Genomic DNA, 15,841 nt, shown 5'->3' with positions numbered 1-15,841 from the left:
AACGGGCACCGGCGCCACAGCCGTGACCCGATCACATTCTGTATACTATCGTACACAAAACCCGCCGCACCCTCTTGATTGACGCCCCGCAATCGGGCAGAAGCAGGCCAGCTACGACCCTCATCTCACCGGAAGGGAGCCATCCATGCCCATCGTCGTCGGACAGGATACCGCCAAGACGCGCAAGTCGCTCAAGGTCGGGTCCAAGACCTTTGCCTACTACTCCATTCCCGCCGCCGAGGCCGCAGGACTGGGCGAATTCGCCAATCTGCCCGCCGCGCTCAAGGTGGTGCTGGAAAACATGCTGCGTTTCGAGGACGGCAAGACGGTCTCGGTCGACGACATCAAGGCCTTCTCCGCCTGGGGCAAGAACGGCGGCAAGAACCCGAACGAAATCGCCTATCGCCCGGCCCGCGTGCTGATGCAGGACTTCACCGGCGTTCCCGCCGTTGTCGACTTGGCCGCGATGCGTGACGGCATCAAGGGGTTGGGCGGCGACGTCCAGAAGATCAACCCGCTGAACCCCGTCGACCTCGTCATCGACCACTCCGTCATGATCGACGAATTCGGCAACCCCCGCGCCTTTCAGATGAACGTGGACCGCGAATATGAACGGAACATGGAGCGGTACCAGTTCCTCAAGTGGGGTCAGGGCGCGTTCGAAAACTTCCGCGTCGTGCCCCCGGGCACCGGCATCTGCCACCAGGTGAACCTGGAGTATCTGGCAAAGGCCGTCTGGTCCGACACCGACCAGAACGGTGAGATGGTCGCCTATCCCGACACGCTCGTCGGCACCGACAGCCACACCACCATGGTGAACGGCCTCGCCGTCCTCGGCTGGGGCGTCGGCGGGATCGAGGCAGAGGCCGCCATGCTCGGTCAGCCCATCTCCATGCTGATCCCCGAGGTCATCGGCTTCAAGCTCACCGGCAAGATGATCGAAGGCACCACCGGCACCGACCTCGTGCTCAAGGTCGTGGAAATGCTCCGCGCCAAGGGCGTGGTGAACAAGTTCGTCGAATTCTACGGCGACGGGCTCGACACCCTGCCGCTGGCCGACCGCGCCACCATTGCCAACATGGCCCCCGAATATGGCGCCACCTGCGGCTTCTTCCCGATCGACGGCGAAACCCTGCGCTACCTGCGCAACTCCGGCCGCGACGAGGACACCATCGCCCTGGTCGAAGCCTATGCCAAGGAAAACGGCATGTGGCGGACGGCGGACTATGCGCCGATCTACACCGATACGCTGGAGCTCGACATGGGCACCATCGTTCCGGCGATCTCGGGCCCGAAGCGCCCGCAGGACTACATCGCGCTGGACAAGGCATCCACTGAATTCAGCAAATACATCAAGGGCCTGCGCGCCGGAAAAGATGCATCGGTGAAAGAGGAGGTCCGTTGGGAAGGCGAAGGCGGCGCCCCCGAACCGCGCGAGATACCGGGCGACGAGGGCCATCACTCCAAGGGCTGGTACAAGACCACCGACGGGGCGCACCAGCTGCATGACGGCTCCATCGTGATCGCCTCCATCACCTCCTGCACCAACACGTCGAACCCCTACGTGATGATCGGCGCCGGTCTCGTGGCGCGGAAGGCCCGCGCGCTTGGCCTGAACCGCAAGCCCTGGGTGAAGACCTCCCTCGCTCCGGGCTCTCAGGTCGTGTCGGCCTATCTGGAGGCCGCCGGCCTTCAGGAAGACCTCGATGCCATCGGCTTCAACCTCGTCGGTTACGGCTGCACCACCTGCATCGGCAACTCCGGCCCGCTGGACGCCCCGATCTCCAAGGCGATCAACGACTACGACCTGGTCGCGACCGCAGTCCTGTCGGGCAACCGCAACTTCGAAGGCCGGATCAGCCCCGACGTGCGCGCGAACTACCTCGCCTCCCCGCCGCTGGTCGTGGCCTATGCGCTGGTCGGCGACATGAACGTCGATCTGGCGAACGGCGTGATCGGTCAGGACAAGGACGGCAACGACGTCTATCTCAAGGACATCTGGCCGTCGCAGAAGGAAATCGCCGACCTCGTCGAGAAGACCGTGACGCGCGAGGCCTTCCAGTCCAAATACGCCGACGTCTTCAAGGGCGACGAGAAGTGGCAGGCCGTCGACACGACGGACAGCGAAACCTACAACTGGCCGGCGACGTCGACCTACGTGCAGAACCCGCCCTACTTCCAGGGCATGTCCAAGACACCCGGCACGATTTCGAACATCGAGGGCGCCAAGGTGCTCGCCATCCTCGGCGACATGGTGACGACCGACCATATCTCTCCGGCCGGCTCGTTCAAGGACACCACCCCGGCGGGCAAGTACCTGCTCGACCATCAGGTTCCGGTGCGGGAGTTCAACTCCTACGGGTCTCGCCGCGGCAACCACGAGGTCATGATGCGCGGCACCTTCGCCAACATCCGCATCAAGAACGAGATGCTGGACGGCGTGGAGGGCGGCTACACCCTCGGCCCTGACGGCCAGCAGACCTCCATCTACGACGCCGCCATGGCCTATGAGGCCGCCGGCACCCCGCTGGTGATCTTCGGCGGCGAACAGTACGGCGCGGGGTCCTCGCGCGACTGGGCGGCCAAGGGTACGGCGCTGCTTGGCGTGAAGGCGGTCATCGCGGAGAACTTCGAGCGTATCCACCGCTCCAACCTCGTCGGCATGGGCGTCATCCCCTTCGAATTTACCGGAGGCGACACCCGCAAGACGCTTGGCCTGAAGGGCGACGAAACCGTCTCCATCTCCGGCCTCGACACGATCAAGCCGCTCCAGACCGTGCCGTGCACGATCACCTACGGCGACGGCTCGGTGAAGGAGATCCAGATTAAATGCCGGATCGATACGGCGATCGAGATCGAATACATCGAACATGGCGGCGTGCTGCATTACGTGCTGCGGGACCTGGCCAAGGCAAGCTGATCGCGTCAGACAGAAACCCGAAAGGCCGGTCTTCGTGACCGGCCTTTTTCATTTTGGGGCTTTGCCCCCGCCCTCTGGGCTCCCCCAGGATATTTGTCCAAACCAAAGAGGGTTGAAGTCAGGCTTTCATCTTGCCCGAAATATCCCGGGGGAGTCCGCAGGACGGGGGCAGCACCCCCTGCTACTGCGCCGCTTTATCCAGCGCCGGGCCGATCTGCTCTGCCATGACCCGCTGCGTGACCGGACCGGCAAAGCGCAGCACGATCCGCCCCTCGCCGTCGATCACGTAGGTCTCCGGCACGCCGTAGAGCCCCCAGTTCAGTGCCATCCGCCCCTGCGGGTCCGCGCCGACACCGGCATAGGGGTTGCCCAGTTCCTCAAGGAACCCCATGGCCTTGCCCGGATCGTCCTTGTAATTCACCCCGAGCACGGTGATCCCCTGTTCCGCCAGTTCGGTCAGCGTCGGATGTTCGACCCGGCAGGGTGCACACCAGCTGGCCCAGAAATTCACCAGCTTGACCTTGCCATCCCGCAGGGTCGCATCATCGAACCCCGGCAGCCCGCCGAGCGGGTCCAGCACCACGGCAGGCGCCTGCTTCCCGGCAAGGGCGGAGGGCAGCTGATCCGGATCCTCCCGCCCCAGCCCGATCAGGAAGGCGGCTGCAAGACCGGCGAAGATCGCCGGCGGCAGCAGCATCAGCGGCTTAATCCCGGCCATGACGCACCCGTTCCTCCACCTCGCGCAGGGTCCGTGCCACCCGCGCCGACCGCCAGAGGCTCGCGACCACGAGCGCGACCAGCAGCGCCAGTGCCCCGCCATAGGCGCTCAGCACCGTCGCGGCGTATTTCCCGAGGTCCGGCATCATGCGGTGACCTCCCGTGCCAGCAGCGCCCGCGTGCGCCGCGCCCGGATCTCCGTCCGCGTGCGCAGCAGTACCAGCGCGATGAAAAGCAGCACGAAACCCGCGATGCAGACCAGAAGCGGGATGTAAAAGACGTCGGCCACGTTCTCCTCTTTGTCCATGGACAGGGATGCGCCCTGGTGCAGTCCCTGGTTCCAGAAGTTGACCGCATAGCGCGACAGGATCGCAAAGACCGACCCCACGATGCAGAGCACCGAGGTCAGGTCCGCCGCGGTATCGTCATTCTCGACCGCCGACCAGAGCGCTATGTAGCCGAGGTAGAACAGGAACAGGATCAGGAACGACGTCAGCCGCGGGTCCCAGGCCCACCACGTCCCCCACATCGGCTGGCCCCAGATCGCCCCGGTCAGCAGCGCGATCACCGTCATGACGGCCCCGACCGGCGCCGCAGCCCGCGCCGCAAGAGCCGACACATGATGCCGCCGCACCAGCCAGACAAGGGAAGCAACCAGCATCATCAGCCAGGCATTGATCGCCAGCAGGGCCGAAGGCACATGCAGGTAGATGATCTTCACCGTCGACCCCTGCCGGTAATCGTCCGGCGTGAAGAAGAAGCCCCAGATCAGCCCCGCCACCAGCGCCGCCACCGCCAGCCCCGACACGGCGGGCAGAACTCGGTCCACGACCTGCGTGAACCGCTTCGGATTGGCATATTCCCAGAACGACCCCATGCGTTTCCCCTACCCGCTCCGGCCCCGGCGGGCCAAGTCACATTACCGCAGGTTCATTCTTAGAACCGCAGCGGAGGCAAAGGGCAACAGTGCCACGGCGACGCAGGTCACCGCTGCCAGCAGCACCAGCGGCGTCGCGGTATCCAGCCCCGTGGCCCCGGCCCGCGCCACCTCGGCCCCGAAGATCAGCGTGGGCACGTAAAGCGGCAGCACCAGCAGCGACAGGAGCAGCCCGCCCCGCTTCAGCCCCACGGTCAGCGCCGCCCCGAAGGTCCCGATCACCGACAGCGCCGGCGTCCCGGCCAGCAGCGACACCACCAGCCAGATCACCCCCTTGCCGGGCAGCGACAGCAGCAGACCAAGCACCGGCGCGACGGCGACCAGCGGCAGCCCGGTCGTCAGCCAGTGCGCGAGGGCCTTGACCGCGACCACCCCCTCCAGCGGCAGCGGCGACACGGCGAGCAGGTCGAGCGACCCGTCCTCCCGGTCCAGCGCGAAGATCCGGTCAAGCGAGAGCAGGCAGGCGAGCAGCGCCCCGATCCAGAGCACACCGGGCGCGATCCGCTCCAGCAGACCCATGGCCGGACCGACGGCAAAGGGCACCAGCACCACGACGATCAGGAAGAACGCGAGGCCGAGACCGAAGCCGCCCCCGGCCCTGACCGCAAGCCTCAGGTCCCGGATCAGAAGGGCCGTCACAGAAACACCTCGTCATAGCCGCGCGCCACCTTGGCCCTTGCCCGGTAGGGCGTCAGGTCGATGACCCGCACATCCAGCCCCATGTCGATATGCGACGCGATCACCGCCAGACCGCCCCCGGCGAGATGCCGACGCACCACCTGCCCGAACAGATCGACCGAACCCTTGTCTAGCGACACCGTCGGCTCGTCCAGCAGCCAGATCGTCCGCCCCGTCACCCGCAGCCGCGCCAGGCCGAGCCGCCGCTTCTGCCCGGCCGACAACTGCCCCGCGGGCCGCGAGGCGAGGTCCGTCAGGGCGAAATCCTCAAGCGTTCCGGAAATGTCTCGCTGCCCGTGAACCCGCGCCCAGAACATGAGGTTCTCTGCCACGCTCAGCGCCGCCTTGATCCCGTCGGCATGACCCGCATAGGTCATCGCCTCCACGTCCGGCACGACGATCTTGCCGTCATAGGGCGGCTGCAGCCCCGCGATGGTCCGCAGCAGTGTGGTCTTGCCCACCCCGTTCGGCCCGGTCAGCACGACGGCCTCGCCCGGTGCGACGGCGAAATTGACGCCTTCCAGCACCGGCACGCCCCCTCGCGCCACCCCGAGATCCACGATCTTCAAACTCATGCCCTGCCACTAGCCGATTTCCGGCGGACCGCAAAGCGCCAAGCTACCTTCTTCATCTTGCCCGAAATATCCAGGGGGAGTCCGCAGGACGGGGGCAGCGCACCCTGCGACAATTGACGCATCGCGAGCGCCCGCGCAGGCTTGCAATCCCGTGGTCGCGCCCATAGGTTCCGCCAACAATCGCGGGCCGCCCGCCGAACAGAAGGAACCGTTCCATGGAAGGTGGCGCAATCGCCCAGTTTCTCCCGCTCATCCTGATCTTCGCGATCATGTATTTCCTGCTGATCCGTCCGCAGCAGAAGAAGCTGAAGGATCATCAGGCGATGGTGAACGCGGTCCGGCGCGGCGATCTGGTCGTCACCCAGGGCGGCATCATCGGCAAGGTGGTCAAGGTGCGCGAGGACGGCGAGGTCGAGGTCGAGATCGCCGAGGGCGTAAAGGTCCGCGTGATCAAGTCGACCCTGGCAGATGTCAAATCCAAGACCGAACCGGCCGAGGCCAGCTGATCTGACGGCAAAGGGGCCCGAGCATGCTGCAGATCGACCTGTGGAAACGTCTTCTCATCTGGGGGCTGGTGGCGCTTGGCCTGCTGCTGGCGCTGCCCAATGCCTTCTATTCGCGGGTCGAGGGCTATAACGACGCCGTCGCTGCCGGCGAACCGGCGGAGGGCTGGTCCGACTACCTGCCCTCCGGGCTGGTCAACCTCGGGCTCGACCTGCGCGGCGGCGCGCACCTGCTGGCCGAGGTCAAGGTGGCGGATGTCTATGCCACCCGCATGAAGGGGCTCTGGCCCGAAATCCGCACCCGCCTGCGCGAAGCCCGCGACACCGTCGGCACCATCCGGCTGCAGGACGGCCCCGCCGACGAACTCCGCATCCGCATCGCCAACCCCGACGCCATGGACGAGGCCCTGCGCCTCGTCCGCGACATCGCCCGCCCGGTCGTCAGTCTGACCGGCGCCGGGCAGTCCGATATCGAGGTCTCGGGCGACGGCGACCTGCTGACCGTGCGCCTGTCCGAGGCAGAGCGGCTTGCCACCGACGACCGCACCGTGAAGCAGTCGCTCGAAATCATCCGCCGCCGCATCGACGAGGTCGGCACCCGCGAACCCACCATCCAGCGTCAGGGCACCGACCGGATCCTGATCCAGGTCCCGGGCGTCGGTTCCGCGGCCGAACTCAAGGCGATCATCGGCACCACCGCGCAGCTGACGTTCCAGCCCGTCGTGCGCCGCACCAGCGACGAAAACGCCGCGCCGGGAGTCGGCAACATGCTGCTGCCCTCCGTGGACGAACCCGGCGAATTCTACGTTCTCGAGGACAGTCCCGTTGTCACCGGCGAGGAACTGGTCGACGCCCAGCCTTCCTTCGACCAGAACGGGCGGCCCGCGGTCAGCTTCCGCTTCAACCCCGGTGGCGCGCGCAAGTTCGGAGACTACACGGCGGCCAACATCGGCAGCCCCTTCGCCATCGTTCTCGACGACGAGGTCATCTCCGCCCCCGTGATCCAGAGCCATATCGCCGGCGGCTCCGGGATCATCACCGGCAACTTCACCGTCGAAAGCTCCACCAACCTTGCCGTGCTGCTGCGCGCGGGCGCCCTGCCCGCCGGCCTCGATTTCCTCGAGGAGAGGACCATCGGACCGGAACTTGGCGCGGATTCGATCCAGGCCGGCAAGATCGCCTGCCTCGTCGCGGGCGGCGCGGTGCTGGTCTTCATGTTCGCCTCCTACGGGCTGTTCGGGTTGTTTGCCAACATCGCCCTGATGTTCAACGTCGCCCTGATCTTCGGCCTGCTCTCCCTGATCGGAGGCACGCTCACTCTGCCCGGCATCGCCGGCATCGTCCTGACCATCGGCATGGCGGTGGACGCCAACGTGCTGGTTTTCGAACGTATCCGGGAAGAGATGAAATCCGCCAAGGGCCCTGCCCGCGCGATCGAGCTTGGCTATGAACGCGCGCTTTCGGCCATCGTGGACGCGAACATCACCACCTTCATCATCGCGCTCATCCTCTTCGTACTCGGCTCCGGCCCGGTGCGCGGCTTTGCGGTGACACTTGGCATCGGCATCCTGACCTCGGTCTTCACCGCGATCTTCGTGACGCGGCTGCTGATCGTGACCTGGTTCGACCGCGCCCGCCCCAAAACGATCGAGGTCTGACATGCGCCTGAAACTCGTACCCGATCAGACCAACTGGGACTTCTTCAAGTACCGCACCGTGACCTTCGGCTTCTCCGTGGTCATGATGATCGCTTCGCTGGCGCTCTGGCTTACCGTCGGGCTGAACTTCGGCATCGACTTCCGCGGCGGCACGACACTGCGCACCCAGTCCGAACAGGCCGTCGATGTGGGCGCGTACCGCGCAGCCATCGATCCGCTCGGCCTTGGCGACGTGTCGATCTCCGAGGTCTTCGATCCCTCCTTCGACGCGAACCAGCATGTCGCGATGATCCGCATCCAGTCCCAGGAGGGCGAGGAAAGCCTGCCCGCCGACACCATCGCCGCCGTGGAAACCGCGCTGAAGACCGTCGACGAATCCGTGCACTTCACCCAGGTCGAATCCGTCGGCCCCAAGGTGTCGGGCGAGCTGGTGCAGACCGCGGTGCTGGCGGTGGCCGCAGCCCTTGCGGCCATCCTGATCTATATCTGGCTGCGCTTCGAATGGCAGTTCTCCGTCGGCGCGGTCGCGGCGCTGTTCCACGACGTGCTGGTCACCATCGGCATCTTCTCCCTGCTGCAGATCCGCTTCGACCTCGCCACCATCGCCGCGCTGCTGACGATCATCGGCTACTCGATCAACGACACGGTGGTCATCTTCGACCGCCTGCGCGAGAACCTGCGGAAGTACAAGACGATGCCGTTGCAGGACGTCATGAACCTCTCGGTCAACGAAACGCTGAGCCGTACGCTCATGACGTCCGGCACAACGCTGATCGCCCTGATCGCGCTGCTGGCGCTTGGCGGGGACGTGATCCGCGGTTTCGTCTTCGCGATCACCTGGGGCATCGTCGTCGGCACCTACTCCTCGGTCTACGTGGCCAAGAACATCGTGCTCTGGCTCGGAGTGAAGCGCGACTGGTCCAAGCCGACCGACACCACCGGCAACCAGTTCGCCAATATCGATGCCTGACTGGCTGCCCGAAGGCGTCACGTCCTTCGGGCTTGCCGTCCTGCTGGTCACCGTCTTCATCGCCGGCGTCGTCTACGGCTTTGCCGGGTTCGGCGCGGCGCTGATCTTCCTGCCGGTGGCAGCGCGGGTGGTGCCGCTCGAGATCGCCATCGCCTCCTTCAACGTCTCCGCCATCGCCTCGCTCTTCACCGTCGTTCCGAAAGCGTGGAGAGAGGTCGACCGTCCCGCCGTCACCCTGCAGATCGTCACCGCCTGCCTCAGCGCAACGGCCGGGATCTGGGTGCTGAAACACGCCGACGTCACCGCGCTGAGATGGGCGGTCGTCGCGGTGATCTCCGCCACGCTGGTCGCCCTGATCTCCGGCTGGCGCTATGCAGCAACCCCGGGCCGGCGCACCCGTGCCGGTGTCGGCCTCGCCGCAGGCTTCCTGGGCGGCGCAACCGGCCTGCTCGGCCCGGCTGTGGTGATCTTCCAGCTCGCCGGTCGTGACGGTGCCGTGCGCAGCCGCGCCAGCACCCTCGTCTTCCTTACCGTCACTAGCGTCCTGCTGCTGCCCCTCATGGCCGCGCAGGGCGTCGTCACCTGGGCGGTGGTGCCCCTTGGCCTGCTGATGCTGGTCCCCTACGGTGCGGGCACGGTGCTTGGCCGCCGCCTGTTCCGGCCGGAGCGCGAGGGTCTCTACCGCACCGCAGCCTATATCCTGATCGCGGCGGCAGTCATCCTGGGTCTGCCGCTGCTCGACTGAAGGAACATCCCATGCAGCTCAACGAAATCGACTACGGCAGGGCGCGTCCGATCGACGGATACGGCCCCGGCTTCTTCCGTATCGGCGGCGAGAAGCTGGAAGGCCCGGTGATCGCCACCGCAGACCGCGCGACGCCCTGGGGCGGCTATGAGGACACCTCGCCCCTGCTCGGCCTCGCCGGTCAGATCGACGTGCTCTTCATCGGCACCGGAGAGCAGATGACCTACCTGCCCCCCGCCTTCCGCAACGCGCTGGACGCCGCCGGGATCGGCGTCGAACCCATGGCGACCCCGGCCGCCTGCCGCACATTCAACGTGCTGCTTTCCGAAGGGCGCCGCGTCGCCGCCGCCCTTCTGCCCGTCTGACGTTCATCTTGCCGGAAGTATCCCGGGGGAGTCCGCAGGACGGGGGCAGCGCCCCCCTCTAGCCCGCCCGCCGGGTCCAGCCCCAGAGGCAGAGGATCTCCATCGCCACATGCGCCCCCGCCACGGCCGTGATACCGCCGTGATCGAAGGGCGGAGAAACTTCCACAACGTCTCCTCCGGTCAGGTTCACCCCGGCCAGTCCGCGAAGGATCGTCGCCGCCTGAGCCGAGGACAGCCCGCCCCAGACCGGCGTCCCCGTCCCCGGTGCAAAGGCAGGATCGAGACAGTCGATGTCAAAGGTCAAATAGGCCTTCGCATCCCCGACGATCCCCCGCACCTTCTCCGCCACCGCTTCAGGCCCCGTCCGATGCACCTCCGCCGCGTCGATGACATGAATGCCGCAGTGGTCGTCGCAGACCGTCCGGATCCCGATCTGGACCGACCGGTCCACGTCGATCAGACCCAGCTTGGCGGCCTTGTAGACGAAGGTGCCGTGGTCGATCCGCTCCATGTCGTCGTCCTGCCACGTGTCGGAATGTGCATCGAACTGGATCAGCGCCAGCGGCCCGTGCTTTTCCACGTGCGCCCTCAGAATTGGCAGGGTCACGAAGTGATCGCCCCCCAGAACCACCGTTCCCACATCCTGCGCCAGTATACCGGCCACGTGGGCCTGCAGCGCCGCCGGAAACTCCCAGACCTTCGCGTAATCGAACGCGAGATCGCCGTAGTCCGCCACCGCGAACTCCGACAGCGGATCGAAGCCCCAGCCATAGGGCGGGTCGTAGGGCTGCAGGGTCGAGGCCTCCCGGATCGCGCGCGGCCCGAACCGCGTCCCCGTCCGGTGCGTCACCGCCTGATCGAAAGGCACGCCTGTGACCGCCACGTCAAACCCTCTCAGGTCCTTGGTGTATTTCCGCCGCAGGAACGATGTCGCCCCGGCGAAGGCGTTCTCATAGCTCAGCCCGCGCGGGTCCTCGCGGGTAAAGGCGTCGTCGATCTTGGTCTTGGCATCTTCCAGGGCCATGGCTCACTCCACAGGCTGCGCGCGCTCCACGAGGCGCACGAAATAGGACGCACCGACCGGCGCGATGGCGTCGTTGAAATCGTAATCCGGCTGATGAAGGCTCGGTCCGTCCTCGCCCTGCCCGAGAAAGATGAACGCACCGGGCCGCGCCTGAAGCATGTAGGAGAAATCCTCCGCCCCCATCTCGCGCCCCTCCTTGTAGATCACCTTGTCGCCGACAATCTCGCGCGCGGTCTCGGCGGCGAATTCGCTCTTTTCCACGTCGTTCACCGTGGCCGGGTAATGCCGGTCATAGACCAGCTCCGCCTTGATCCCGAAGGACGCCGCCTGCCCCGCCACGATCTCCGTCATCCGCCGCTCCACCATGTCCTGCACGGCCGGGTCGAAGGTCCTCACGGTGCCGTTCACATAGACCTTGTCGGGCACGATATTCTCGGCCGATCCGGCGTGGATCTGCGTGACGGAGATCACCAGATCGTCCTGCGCATAGTGGTTCCGGCTGACGATGGTCTGGATCGCCTGCACGATGGAGACGGCACAGGGGATCGGGTCCTTCGTCTCGTGCGGGTTGGCGGCGTGACCGCCGACGCCCTTCACATGGATATGGAACGTGTCGACCGCCGCAAGAACCGGCCCCGGACCGGTCACGAACACGCCCTCCGGGAAGCCGGGTGCGTTGTGGATCGCATAGACCTGCGTGATCCCGAACCGGTCCATGATCCCCTCGTCCACCATGACGCCGCCGCCGCCGCCGTCCTCTTCCGCCGGCTGGAAGATCAGCGCGACGGAGCCGGCGAAATTCCGCGTCTCCGCTAGGTACTTGGCGGCTCCGAGCAGCATGGTCGTATGCCCGTCATGCCCGCAGGCATGCATCTTGCCCGGAATGGTGGAGGCATGGTCGAGCCCGGTCACCTCCTCGATCGGCAGCGCGTCCATGTCGGCCCTGAGCCCCGTCACCGGCCCCTTGCCCCGCCCGTGGATCAGCGCCACCAGACCGGTCTTCGCAATGCCTTCGTGAATCTCGTCCACCCCGAACTCGCGCAGCCGCTCCGCGACAAAAGCAGCGGTCCGGACGCAGTCAAAGCCCAGTTCCGGATGCTGATGCAGATGACGCCGCCACCCGGTCATTTCCTCGGAATATCCGGCAATTCGGTTGATTACGGGCATCGGCTGGACTCCTTCGGCCGGGCTGGTCAGGTTGGCCCCAGATCCCAACCACAGGCACACCCGGATGACCAGAGAGATTGACCCCGCAACCGCAATCGCCGACCCGATGCAGCGGCTTCTGGCCATCATGCGCCGCCTGCGCGACCCGGAAACCGGATGCCCCTGGGACATCGAACAGACCTTCGCCACCATAGCGCCCTACACGATAGAGGAAGCCTACGAGGTTGCGGATGCCATCGAACGCGGCGCGATGCAGGACCTGCGCGGGGAACTGGGCGACCTCCTCCTCCAGGTCGTGTTCCACGCGCAGATGGCTGAAGAAGAAGGACATTTCGCCTTTCCTGACGTGGCGCATGAAGTTGCGCAGAAAATGATCGACCGCCACCCGCATATCTTTGGCGACGAAAGCCGCGACAAGTCGGCGGAACAGCAGACACAGGACTGGGAGGCGGTGAAGGCCGCCGAACGCGCCGCCCGGGGTGCCAACGGCGTGCTGGATGACGTGGCGGTTGGCCTGCCGGCCCTGCTGCGGGCGATGAAGCTTCAGAAACGCGCCGCAAGGGTCGGATTCGACTGGCCTTCCACCGATCAGGTGCTGGCCAAGCTTCAGGAGGAAGCCGCCGAACTGACAGAGGCGCGCAACGACCTGGGCCCAGATGAGGTGGAGGAGGAGATGGGCGACCTGATGTTCGTCATGGCCAACCTCTCCCGCCACTTCGGCGTCGATCCCGAAGCCGCCCTGCGCCGCGCCAATGCCAAGTTCACCCGCCGCTTCGCCGCCATCGAATCGGCCCTCGCCGCGAAGGGACGCACGCCGGAGCAGAGCACGCTGGAGGAAATGGACACCCTGTGGAACGAGGCCAAGCGCGCGGAAAAATCCTGACGTTTTGAATCGGACATTGACCCGACCAAAATACTTGGGTTTAAGCGCGGCAATGCAATGAGCCAACCGGGAGGACCCCATGACCTTTGCCATTCGTATCCCCGCCATCGCGGCGCTGACCGCCATCGCCATGCCAGCCATGGCGCAGGAGGTGAACCTCTACTCCTACCGGCAGCCCGAACTGCTGGCCCCGCTGACAGACGCCTTCACCGAGGAAACCGGCATCAAGGTCAACGTCGCCCATCTTGAAGACGGCATGGTCGAACGCCTGAAGGCCGAGGGCGCGCGTTCTCCGGCAGACCTCGTTCTGACCGTGGACATCGCCCGCATCTACGACGTGGTCGCCAACGATCTGACGCAGCCGGTTCAGTCCGAGACGCTGGAACAGAACGTCCCCGCCGCCTTCCACGACCCCGAAGGCCACTGGTGGGGCCTGACCACCCGCGCCCGCATCGTCTATGCCAGCAAGGAACGCGTCGCCGACGGAGAGGTCACGACCTACGAGGATCTCGCCGATCCGAAGTGGAAGGGCCGCATCTGCACCCGTTCCGGTACCCATGCCTACAACGTGGCGCTCGTCGCCGCCTATCTGCACCACCACGGTGCCGAGGAAACCAAGACCTGGCTGGAAGGCGTGAAGGCCAACCTCGCCCGCAAGCCGCAGGGCAACGACCGCGCGCAGGTCAAGGGCATCTGGTCCGGCGAATGCGACATCTCCATCGGCAACACCTATTACATGGGCGCGATGCTGAGCGATCCGGAACAGAAGGAATGGGCCGACTCCGTGCGCATCGTCTTCCCGACCTTCGAGGGCGGCGGCGCGCATATGAACATCTCTGGCGTGGCGCTGACCAAGGCGGCGCCGAACAAGGAAAACGCCATCAAGATGATGGAATTCCTTACCTCGCCCAAGGCGCAGGAGATCTACGCCGAGGCGAACTACGAATTCCCGATCGCGCCGGGCACCGAACCGGCCGAGCTGGTGAAAAGCTGGGGCACCTTTACCCCGGACGAGGTCAACCTGACCGACCTCGCCAAGCTGCGCCCGGAAGCGCTGCAGATCATCCAGTCCGTCGATTTCGACGGCTGAACCGGCCACGCGGGCCCGCCATTGGCCGGCCCGTTGCGATAAGATACCCTCCCCCCGCCCGGGGGGGAGGATCAGGAACGAGATCGGGGACAGAACCCGTCGCAACTCTCGCCCAGTCATCCCCCGGCTTGACCGGGGGATCTCTCACGGCAGTTTGATCGCCCCGGCTCCCGTCCACGCACAGCGCGAGATCCTCGGATCCAATCCGAGGATGACGTAGCGCGCAAGACATCGGGCGCAACGGGAGCCCGGCGCGCCGCCGTCGCCTCCGGCTCCGCCCGGTTCACGTCGGAACCGCTTCCCCCTCCCATGCGAACGGCATCATCCTTTCGTTCGGCTTTGTCCCGGCGAGCGCGGAGGTGTAGTTCGTGATGGTCTTGAAGGCCACGATGCAAAGCAATTCGAACACTTGCTCGCGCGTGCCGCCCGCCGCAAGGAAGGCGTCGATCTCGGCCTCCGGCACATGGCCCCGGTGCCGCACCAGCAGCCGGACGAAACGCACCATCGCGTTGACTTCCGCATCCGGCCCGTCGCGCCCGTCCCGCACAGCCGCCACGATCTCGGGATCGGTCTTGATAACGGCACTGGCGGCCCAGCTGTGCGCGGGCACGCAGAACTGGCAGGCATGTTCCACGCTGATCGCCAGCTGTGCAAGGTTTGCCTTCACGGGACCAAGCGTCGCGCGTTTCATCACCATGTCCTGCGCCATCCCGTAGATCTCGATCGGCAGCGGGCTTTCGGCCATGTCCGCGTAGACATTGACCAATTCTCCATACTTCCGGACCACTCCCTCCAGGGCCTCCCGCGACCGGTCCGGCACCGTGTCGAGCGTGTAGCTGGTAAACCTCGTCATCGTCATTCTCCCTGTTGAAACCAATTTTAGACGTATCTGTCTAAAATGAGTCGCGCAACGATTATTTACACCCCTGTATAAAACCTGTAGAACGCCCTCATGACGCAAGCAGCCGTTCCCCGCAGCCCCGGTCGCCCTGCCACTTTCCGGCGGGACGACGTCGTCGCGCTGGCCAAGGACCTGTTCTGGACCCGCGGGTACCGCGACGTGTCGCTGAGCGAAATCGCACAGGCGGCCAATCTCACCCGCGCCAGCGTTTACAACGCCTTTGAAAGCAAGGACGCGATCTTTCTCGAGGCGCTGCTGACCTACAATTCCGACGCCCCCGCCGCGCTGCTTTACGACCTGCCCGGCGAAACCCGCGTCGGCGACGCCTTCGACCGGCTTTTTCGCGCCGCATGCCGGACCATGGGCGGTGACCCGGCCCGGCGCGGCTGTCTCGCGATGAACAGCTTTGGCGAACTGCTCGCCATGGACACGCCGGTCACTGACACGGTGAAGCGGAACTTCGAAGGATCACGCAGGCTCATGCAGGCGCTGATCGCCCGCGCCGTCGACGAGGGGGAACTGCCCGCCGGAACCGATGCGGCCGCGACAGGCAACCTGATCCTGTCACATCTCGCGGGCCTTTCGACCTGGTCAAAGTCCGGCGCGACGGAGGAGGAACTGTGGCAGATGTCCCGCCGTCTGCTCGACCTGATCGGGTTCGCGCGTCCTGCGGACTAGACGCCGCCATTCCCCCACGACCCCATGGAC

General features: G+C 65.7%; 17 protein-coding genes. 9 read left to right on the top strand and 8 right to left on the bottom strand.

Translation table 11 applies throughout. The features are described from left to right. Nucleotides 1-145 precede the first annotated feature (145 nt). On the top strand, nucleotides 146-2,920 hold the full coding sequence (gene acnA, locus IEV87_RS04625) for an aconitate hydratase AcnA (protein WP_188476495.1): 2,775 nt from the start codon (nucleotides 146-148) through the stop codon (nucleotides 2,918-2,920). 181 nt (nucleotides 2,921-3,101) lie between these two features. Here the strand turns inward: acnA and IEV87_RS04620 are convergent, their stop codons facing one another. From IEV87_RS04620 to ccmA, 5 genes are read right to left on the bottom strand one after another with little or no spacing between them, the layout of a single operon-like run. After that, nucleotides 3,102-3,638 (bottom strand): DsbE family thiol:disulfide interchange protein, encoded by a 537-nt coding sequence (locus IEV87_RS04620; RefSeq protein ID WP_188476494.1) that lies wholly within the window; start codon nucleotides 3,636-3,638, stop codon nucleotides 3,102-3,104. Then, entirely contained in the window at nucleotides 3,625-3,786 is a 162-nt protein-coding gene (gene ccmD / locus IEV87_RS04615; protein WP_188476493.1) for a heme exporter protein CcmD, read from the bottom strand. The genes IEV87_RS04620 and ccmD overlap by 14 nt, the downstream gene beginning before the upstream one ends. After that, on the bottom strand, nucleotides 3,783-4,514 hold the full coding sequence (locus tag IEV87_RS04610) for a heme ABC transporter permease (protein WP_188476492.1): 732 nt from the start codon (nucleotides 4,512-4,514) through the stop codon (nucleotides 3,783-3,785). The genes ccmD and IEV87_RS04610 overlap by 4 nt, the downstream gene beginning before the upstream one ends. 42 nt (nucleotides 4,515-4,556) lie before the next feature. Continuing rightward, the gene (ccmB, locus tag IEV87_RS04605) at nucleotides 4,557-5,213 is read right to left on the bottom strand and encodes a heme exporter protein CcmB (protein WP_188476491.1); all 657 of its coding nucleotides are present in this window, start codon (nucleotides 5,211-5,213) and stop codon (nucleotides 4,557-4,559) included. Continuing rightward, complete coding sequence (gene ccmA / locus IEV87_RS04600) at nucleotides 5,210-5,827, bottom strand: heme ABC exporter ATP-binding protein CcmA (RefSeq protein ID WP_188476490.1); 618 nt, start codon at nucleotides 5,825-5,827, stop codon at nucleotides 5,210-5,212. The genes ccmB and ccmA overlap by 4 nt, the downstream gene beginning before the upstream one ends. A 215-nt stretch (nucleotides 5,828-6,042) precedes the next feature. On the opposite strand from ccmA, the gene yajC reads away from it, so the two are divergent. Genes yajC through IEV87_RS04575 form a run of 5 tightly spaced genes read left to right on the top strand, consistent with a single transcriptional unit; the run spans nucleotide 6,043 to nucleotide 10,068 of the window. After that, entirely contained in the window at nucleotides 6,043-6,333 is a 291-nt protein-coding gene (gene yajC, locus IEV87_RS04595) for a preprotein translocase subunit YajC (protein WP_188476489.1), read from the top strand. Nucleotides 6,334-6,356: 23 nt separating this feature from the next. Continuing rightward, complete coding sequence (secD, locus tag IEV87_RS04590; protein ID WP_188476488.1) at nucleotides 6,357-7,988, top strand: protein translocase subunit SecD; 1,632 nt, start codon at nucleotides 6,357-6,359, stop codon at nucleotides 7,986-7,988. Between the two features lies 1 nt (nucleotide 7,989). After that, a complete protein-coding gene (gene secF, locus IEV87_RS04585; RefSeq protein ID WP_188476487.1) occupies nucleotides 7,990-8,958 on the top strand; it encodes a protein translocase subunit SecF in 969 nt (322 codons plus the stop codon). Continuing rightward, nucleotides 8,951-9,703, top strand: a complete 753-nt coding sequence (locus IEV87_RS04580) for a sulfite exporter TauE/SafE family protein (RefSeq protein ID WP_188476486.1) — start codon at nucleotides 8,951-8,953, stop codon at nucleotides 9,701-9,703. Before secF ends, IEV87_RS04580 begins: the two co-directional genes overlap by 8 nt. A gap of 11 nt (nucleotides 9,704-9,714) precedes the next feature. Continuing rightward, the gene (locus IEV87_RS04575) at nucleotides 9,715-10,068 is read left to right on the top strand and encodes an Mth938-like domain-containing protein (protein ID WP_188476485.1); all 354 of its coding nucleotides are present in this window, start codon (nucleotides 9,715-9,717) and stop codon (nucleotides 10,066-10,068) included. Nucleotides 10,069-10,126: 58 nt separating this feature from the next. Here IEV87_RS04575 and speB read toward each other — a convergent pair whose 3' ends face one another. Next, nucleotides 10,127-11,092, bottom strand: a complete 966-nt coding sequence (gene speB / locus IEV87_RS04570) for an agmatinase (RefSeq protein ID WP_188476484.1) — start codon at nucleotides 11,090-11,092, stop codon at nucleotides 10,127-10,129. Nucleotides 11,093-11,095: 3 nt separating this feature from the next. Next, entirely contained in the window at nucleotides 11,096-12,259 is a 1,164-nt protein-coding gene (locus IEV87_RS04565; protein WP_188476483.1) for a M20 aminoacylase family protein, read from the bottom strand. Nucleotides 12,260-12,323: 64 nt separating this feature from the next. On the opposite strand from IEV87_RS04565, the gene mazG reads away from it, so the two are divergent. Both mazG and IEV87_RS04555 read left to right on the top strand, forming a co-directional pair. Continuing rightward, nucleotides 12,324-13,142, top strand: a complete 819-nt coding sequence (gene mazG / locus IEV87_RS04560; protein WP_188476482.1) for a nucleoside triphosphate pyrophosphohydrolase — start codon at nucleotides 12,324-12,326, stop codon at nucleotides 13,140-13,142. A gap of 79 nt (nucleotides 13,143-13,221) precedes the next feature. After that, nucleotides 13,222-14,232, top strand: coding sequence for a Fe(3+) ABC transporter substrate-binding protein (locus IEV87_RS04555; RefSeq protein WP_188476481.1), 1,011 nt, complete (start codon nucleotides 13,222-13,224; stop codon nucleotides 14,230-14,232). A gap of 283 nt (nucleotides 14,233-14,515) precedes the next feature. Here IEV87_RS04555 and IEV87_RS04550 read toward each other — a convergent pair whose 3' ends face one another. Next, on the bottom strand, nucleotides 14,516-15,085 hold the full coding sequence (locus IEV87_RS04550; protein ID WP_188476480.1) for a carboxymuconolactone decarboxylase family protein: 570 nt from the start codon (nucleotides 15,083-15,085) through the stop codon (nucleotides 14,516-14,518). Nucleotides 15,086-15,184: 99 nt separating this feature from the next. On the opposite strand from IEV87_RS04550, the gene IEV87_RS04545 reads away from it, so the two are divergent. Then, nucleotides 15,185-15,811: a TetR/AcrR family transcriptional regulator gene (locus tag IEV87_RS04545; protein WP_188476479.1), complete on the top strand. Its 627-nt coding sequence runs from the start codon at nucleotides 15,185-15,187 to the stop codon at nucleotides 15,809-15,811. The last annotated feature ends 30 nt before the right edge of the window (nucleotides 15,812-15,841 follow it).

Source organism: Primorskyibacter flagellatus (assembly GCF_014638275.1).
GTDB classification, from domain to species: domain Bacteria; phylum Pseudomonadota; class Alphaproteobacteria; order Rhodobacterales; family Rhodobacteraceae; genus Pseudooceanicola; species Pseudooceanicola flagellatus_A.
Note: the sequence above shows the minus strand (reverse complement) of the source record. Positions and strands in the feature narration are given on the sequence as shown.

What these genes read in the sequence shown, in the direction of transcription:
- acnA (WP_188476495.1), top strand. Translation starts at nt 146, where the DNA reads ATGCCCATCGTCGTCGGACAGGATACCGCCAAGACGCGCAAGTCGCTC.
- IEV87_RS04620 (WP_188476494.1), bottom strand. Translation starts at nt 3,638, where the DNA reads ATGGCCGGGATTAAGCCGCTGATGCTGCTGCCGCCGGCGATCTTCGCC.
- ccmD (WP_188476493.1), bottom strand. Translation starts at nt 3,786, where the DNA reads ATGATGCCGGACCTCGGGAAATACGCCGCGACGGTGCTGAGCGCCTAT.
- IEV87_RS04610 (WP_188476492.1), bottom strand. Translation starts at nt 4,514, where the DNA reads ATGGGGTCGTTCTGGGAATATGCCAATCCGAAGCGGTTCACGCAGGTC.
- ccmA (WP_188476490.1), bottom strand. Translation starts at nt 5,827, where the DNA reads ATGAGTTTGAAGATCGTGGATCTCGGGGTGGCGCGAGGGGGCGTGCCG.
- yajC (WP_188476489.1), top strand. Translation starts at nt 6,043, where the DNA reads ATGGAAGGTGGCGCAATCGCCCAGTTTCTCCCGCTCATCCTGATCTTC.
- secD (WP_188476488.1), top strand. Translation starts at nt 6,357, where the DNA reads ATGCTGCAGATCGACCTGTGGAAACGTCTTCTCATCTGGGGGCTGGTG.
- secF (WP_188476487.1), top strand. Translation starts at nt 7,990, where the DNA reads ATGCGCCTGAAACTCGTACCCGATCAGACCAACTGGGACTTCTTCAAG.
- IEV87_RS04580 (WP_188476486.1), top strand. Translation starts at nt 8,951, where the DNA reads ATGCCTGACTGGCTGCCCGAAGGCGTCACGTCCTTCGGGCTTGCCGTC.
- IEV87_RS04575 (WP_188476485.1), top strand. Translation starts at nt 9,715, where the DNA reads ATGCAGCTCAACGAAATCGACTACGGCAGGGCGCGTCCGATCGACGGA.
- speB (WP_188476484.1), bottom strand. Translation starts at nt 11,092, where the DNA reads ATGGCCCTGGAAGATGCCAAGACCAAGATCGACGACGCCTTTACCCGC.
- IEV87_RS04565 (WP_188476483.1), bottom strand. Translation starts at nt 12,259, where the DNA reads ATGCCCGTAATCAACCGAATTGCCGGATATTCCGAGGAAATGACCGGG.
- mazG (WP_188476482.1), top strand. Translation starts at nt 12,324, where the DNA reads ATGACCAGAGAGATTGACCCCGCAACCGCAATCGCCGACCCGATGCAG.
- IEV87_RS04555 (WP_188476481.1), top strand. Translation starts at nt 13,222, where the DNA reads ATGACCTTTGCCATTCGTATCCCCGCCATCGCGGCGCTGACCGCCATC.
- IEV87_RS04550 (WP_188476480.1), bottom strand. Translation starts at nt 15,085, where the DNA reads ATGACGAGGTTTACCAGCTACACGCTCGACACGGTGCCGGACCGGTCG.
- IEV87_RS04545 (WP_188476479.1), top strand. Translation starts at nt 15,185, where the DNA reads ATGACGCAAGCAGCCGTTCCCCGCAGCCCCGGTCGCCCTGCCACTTTC.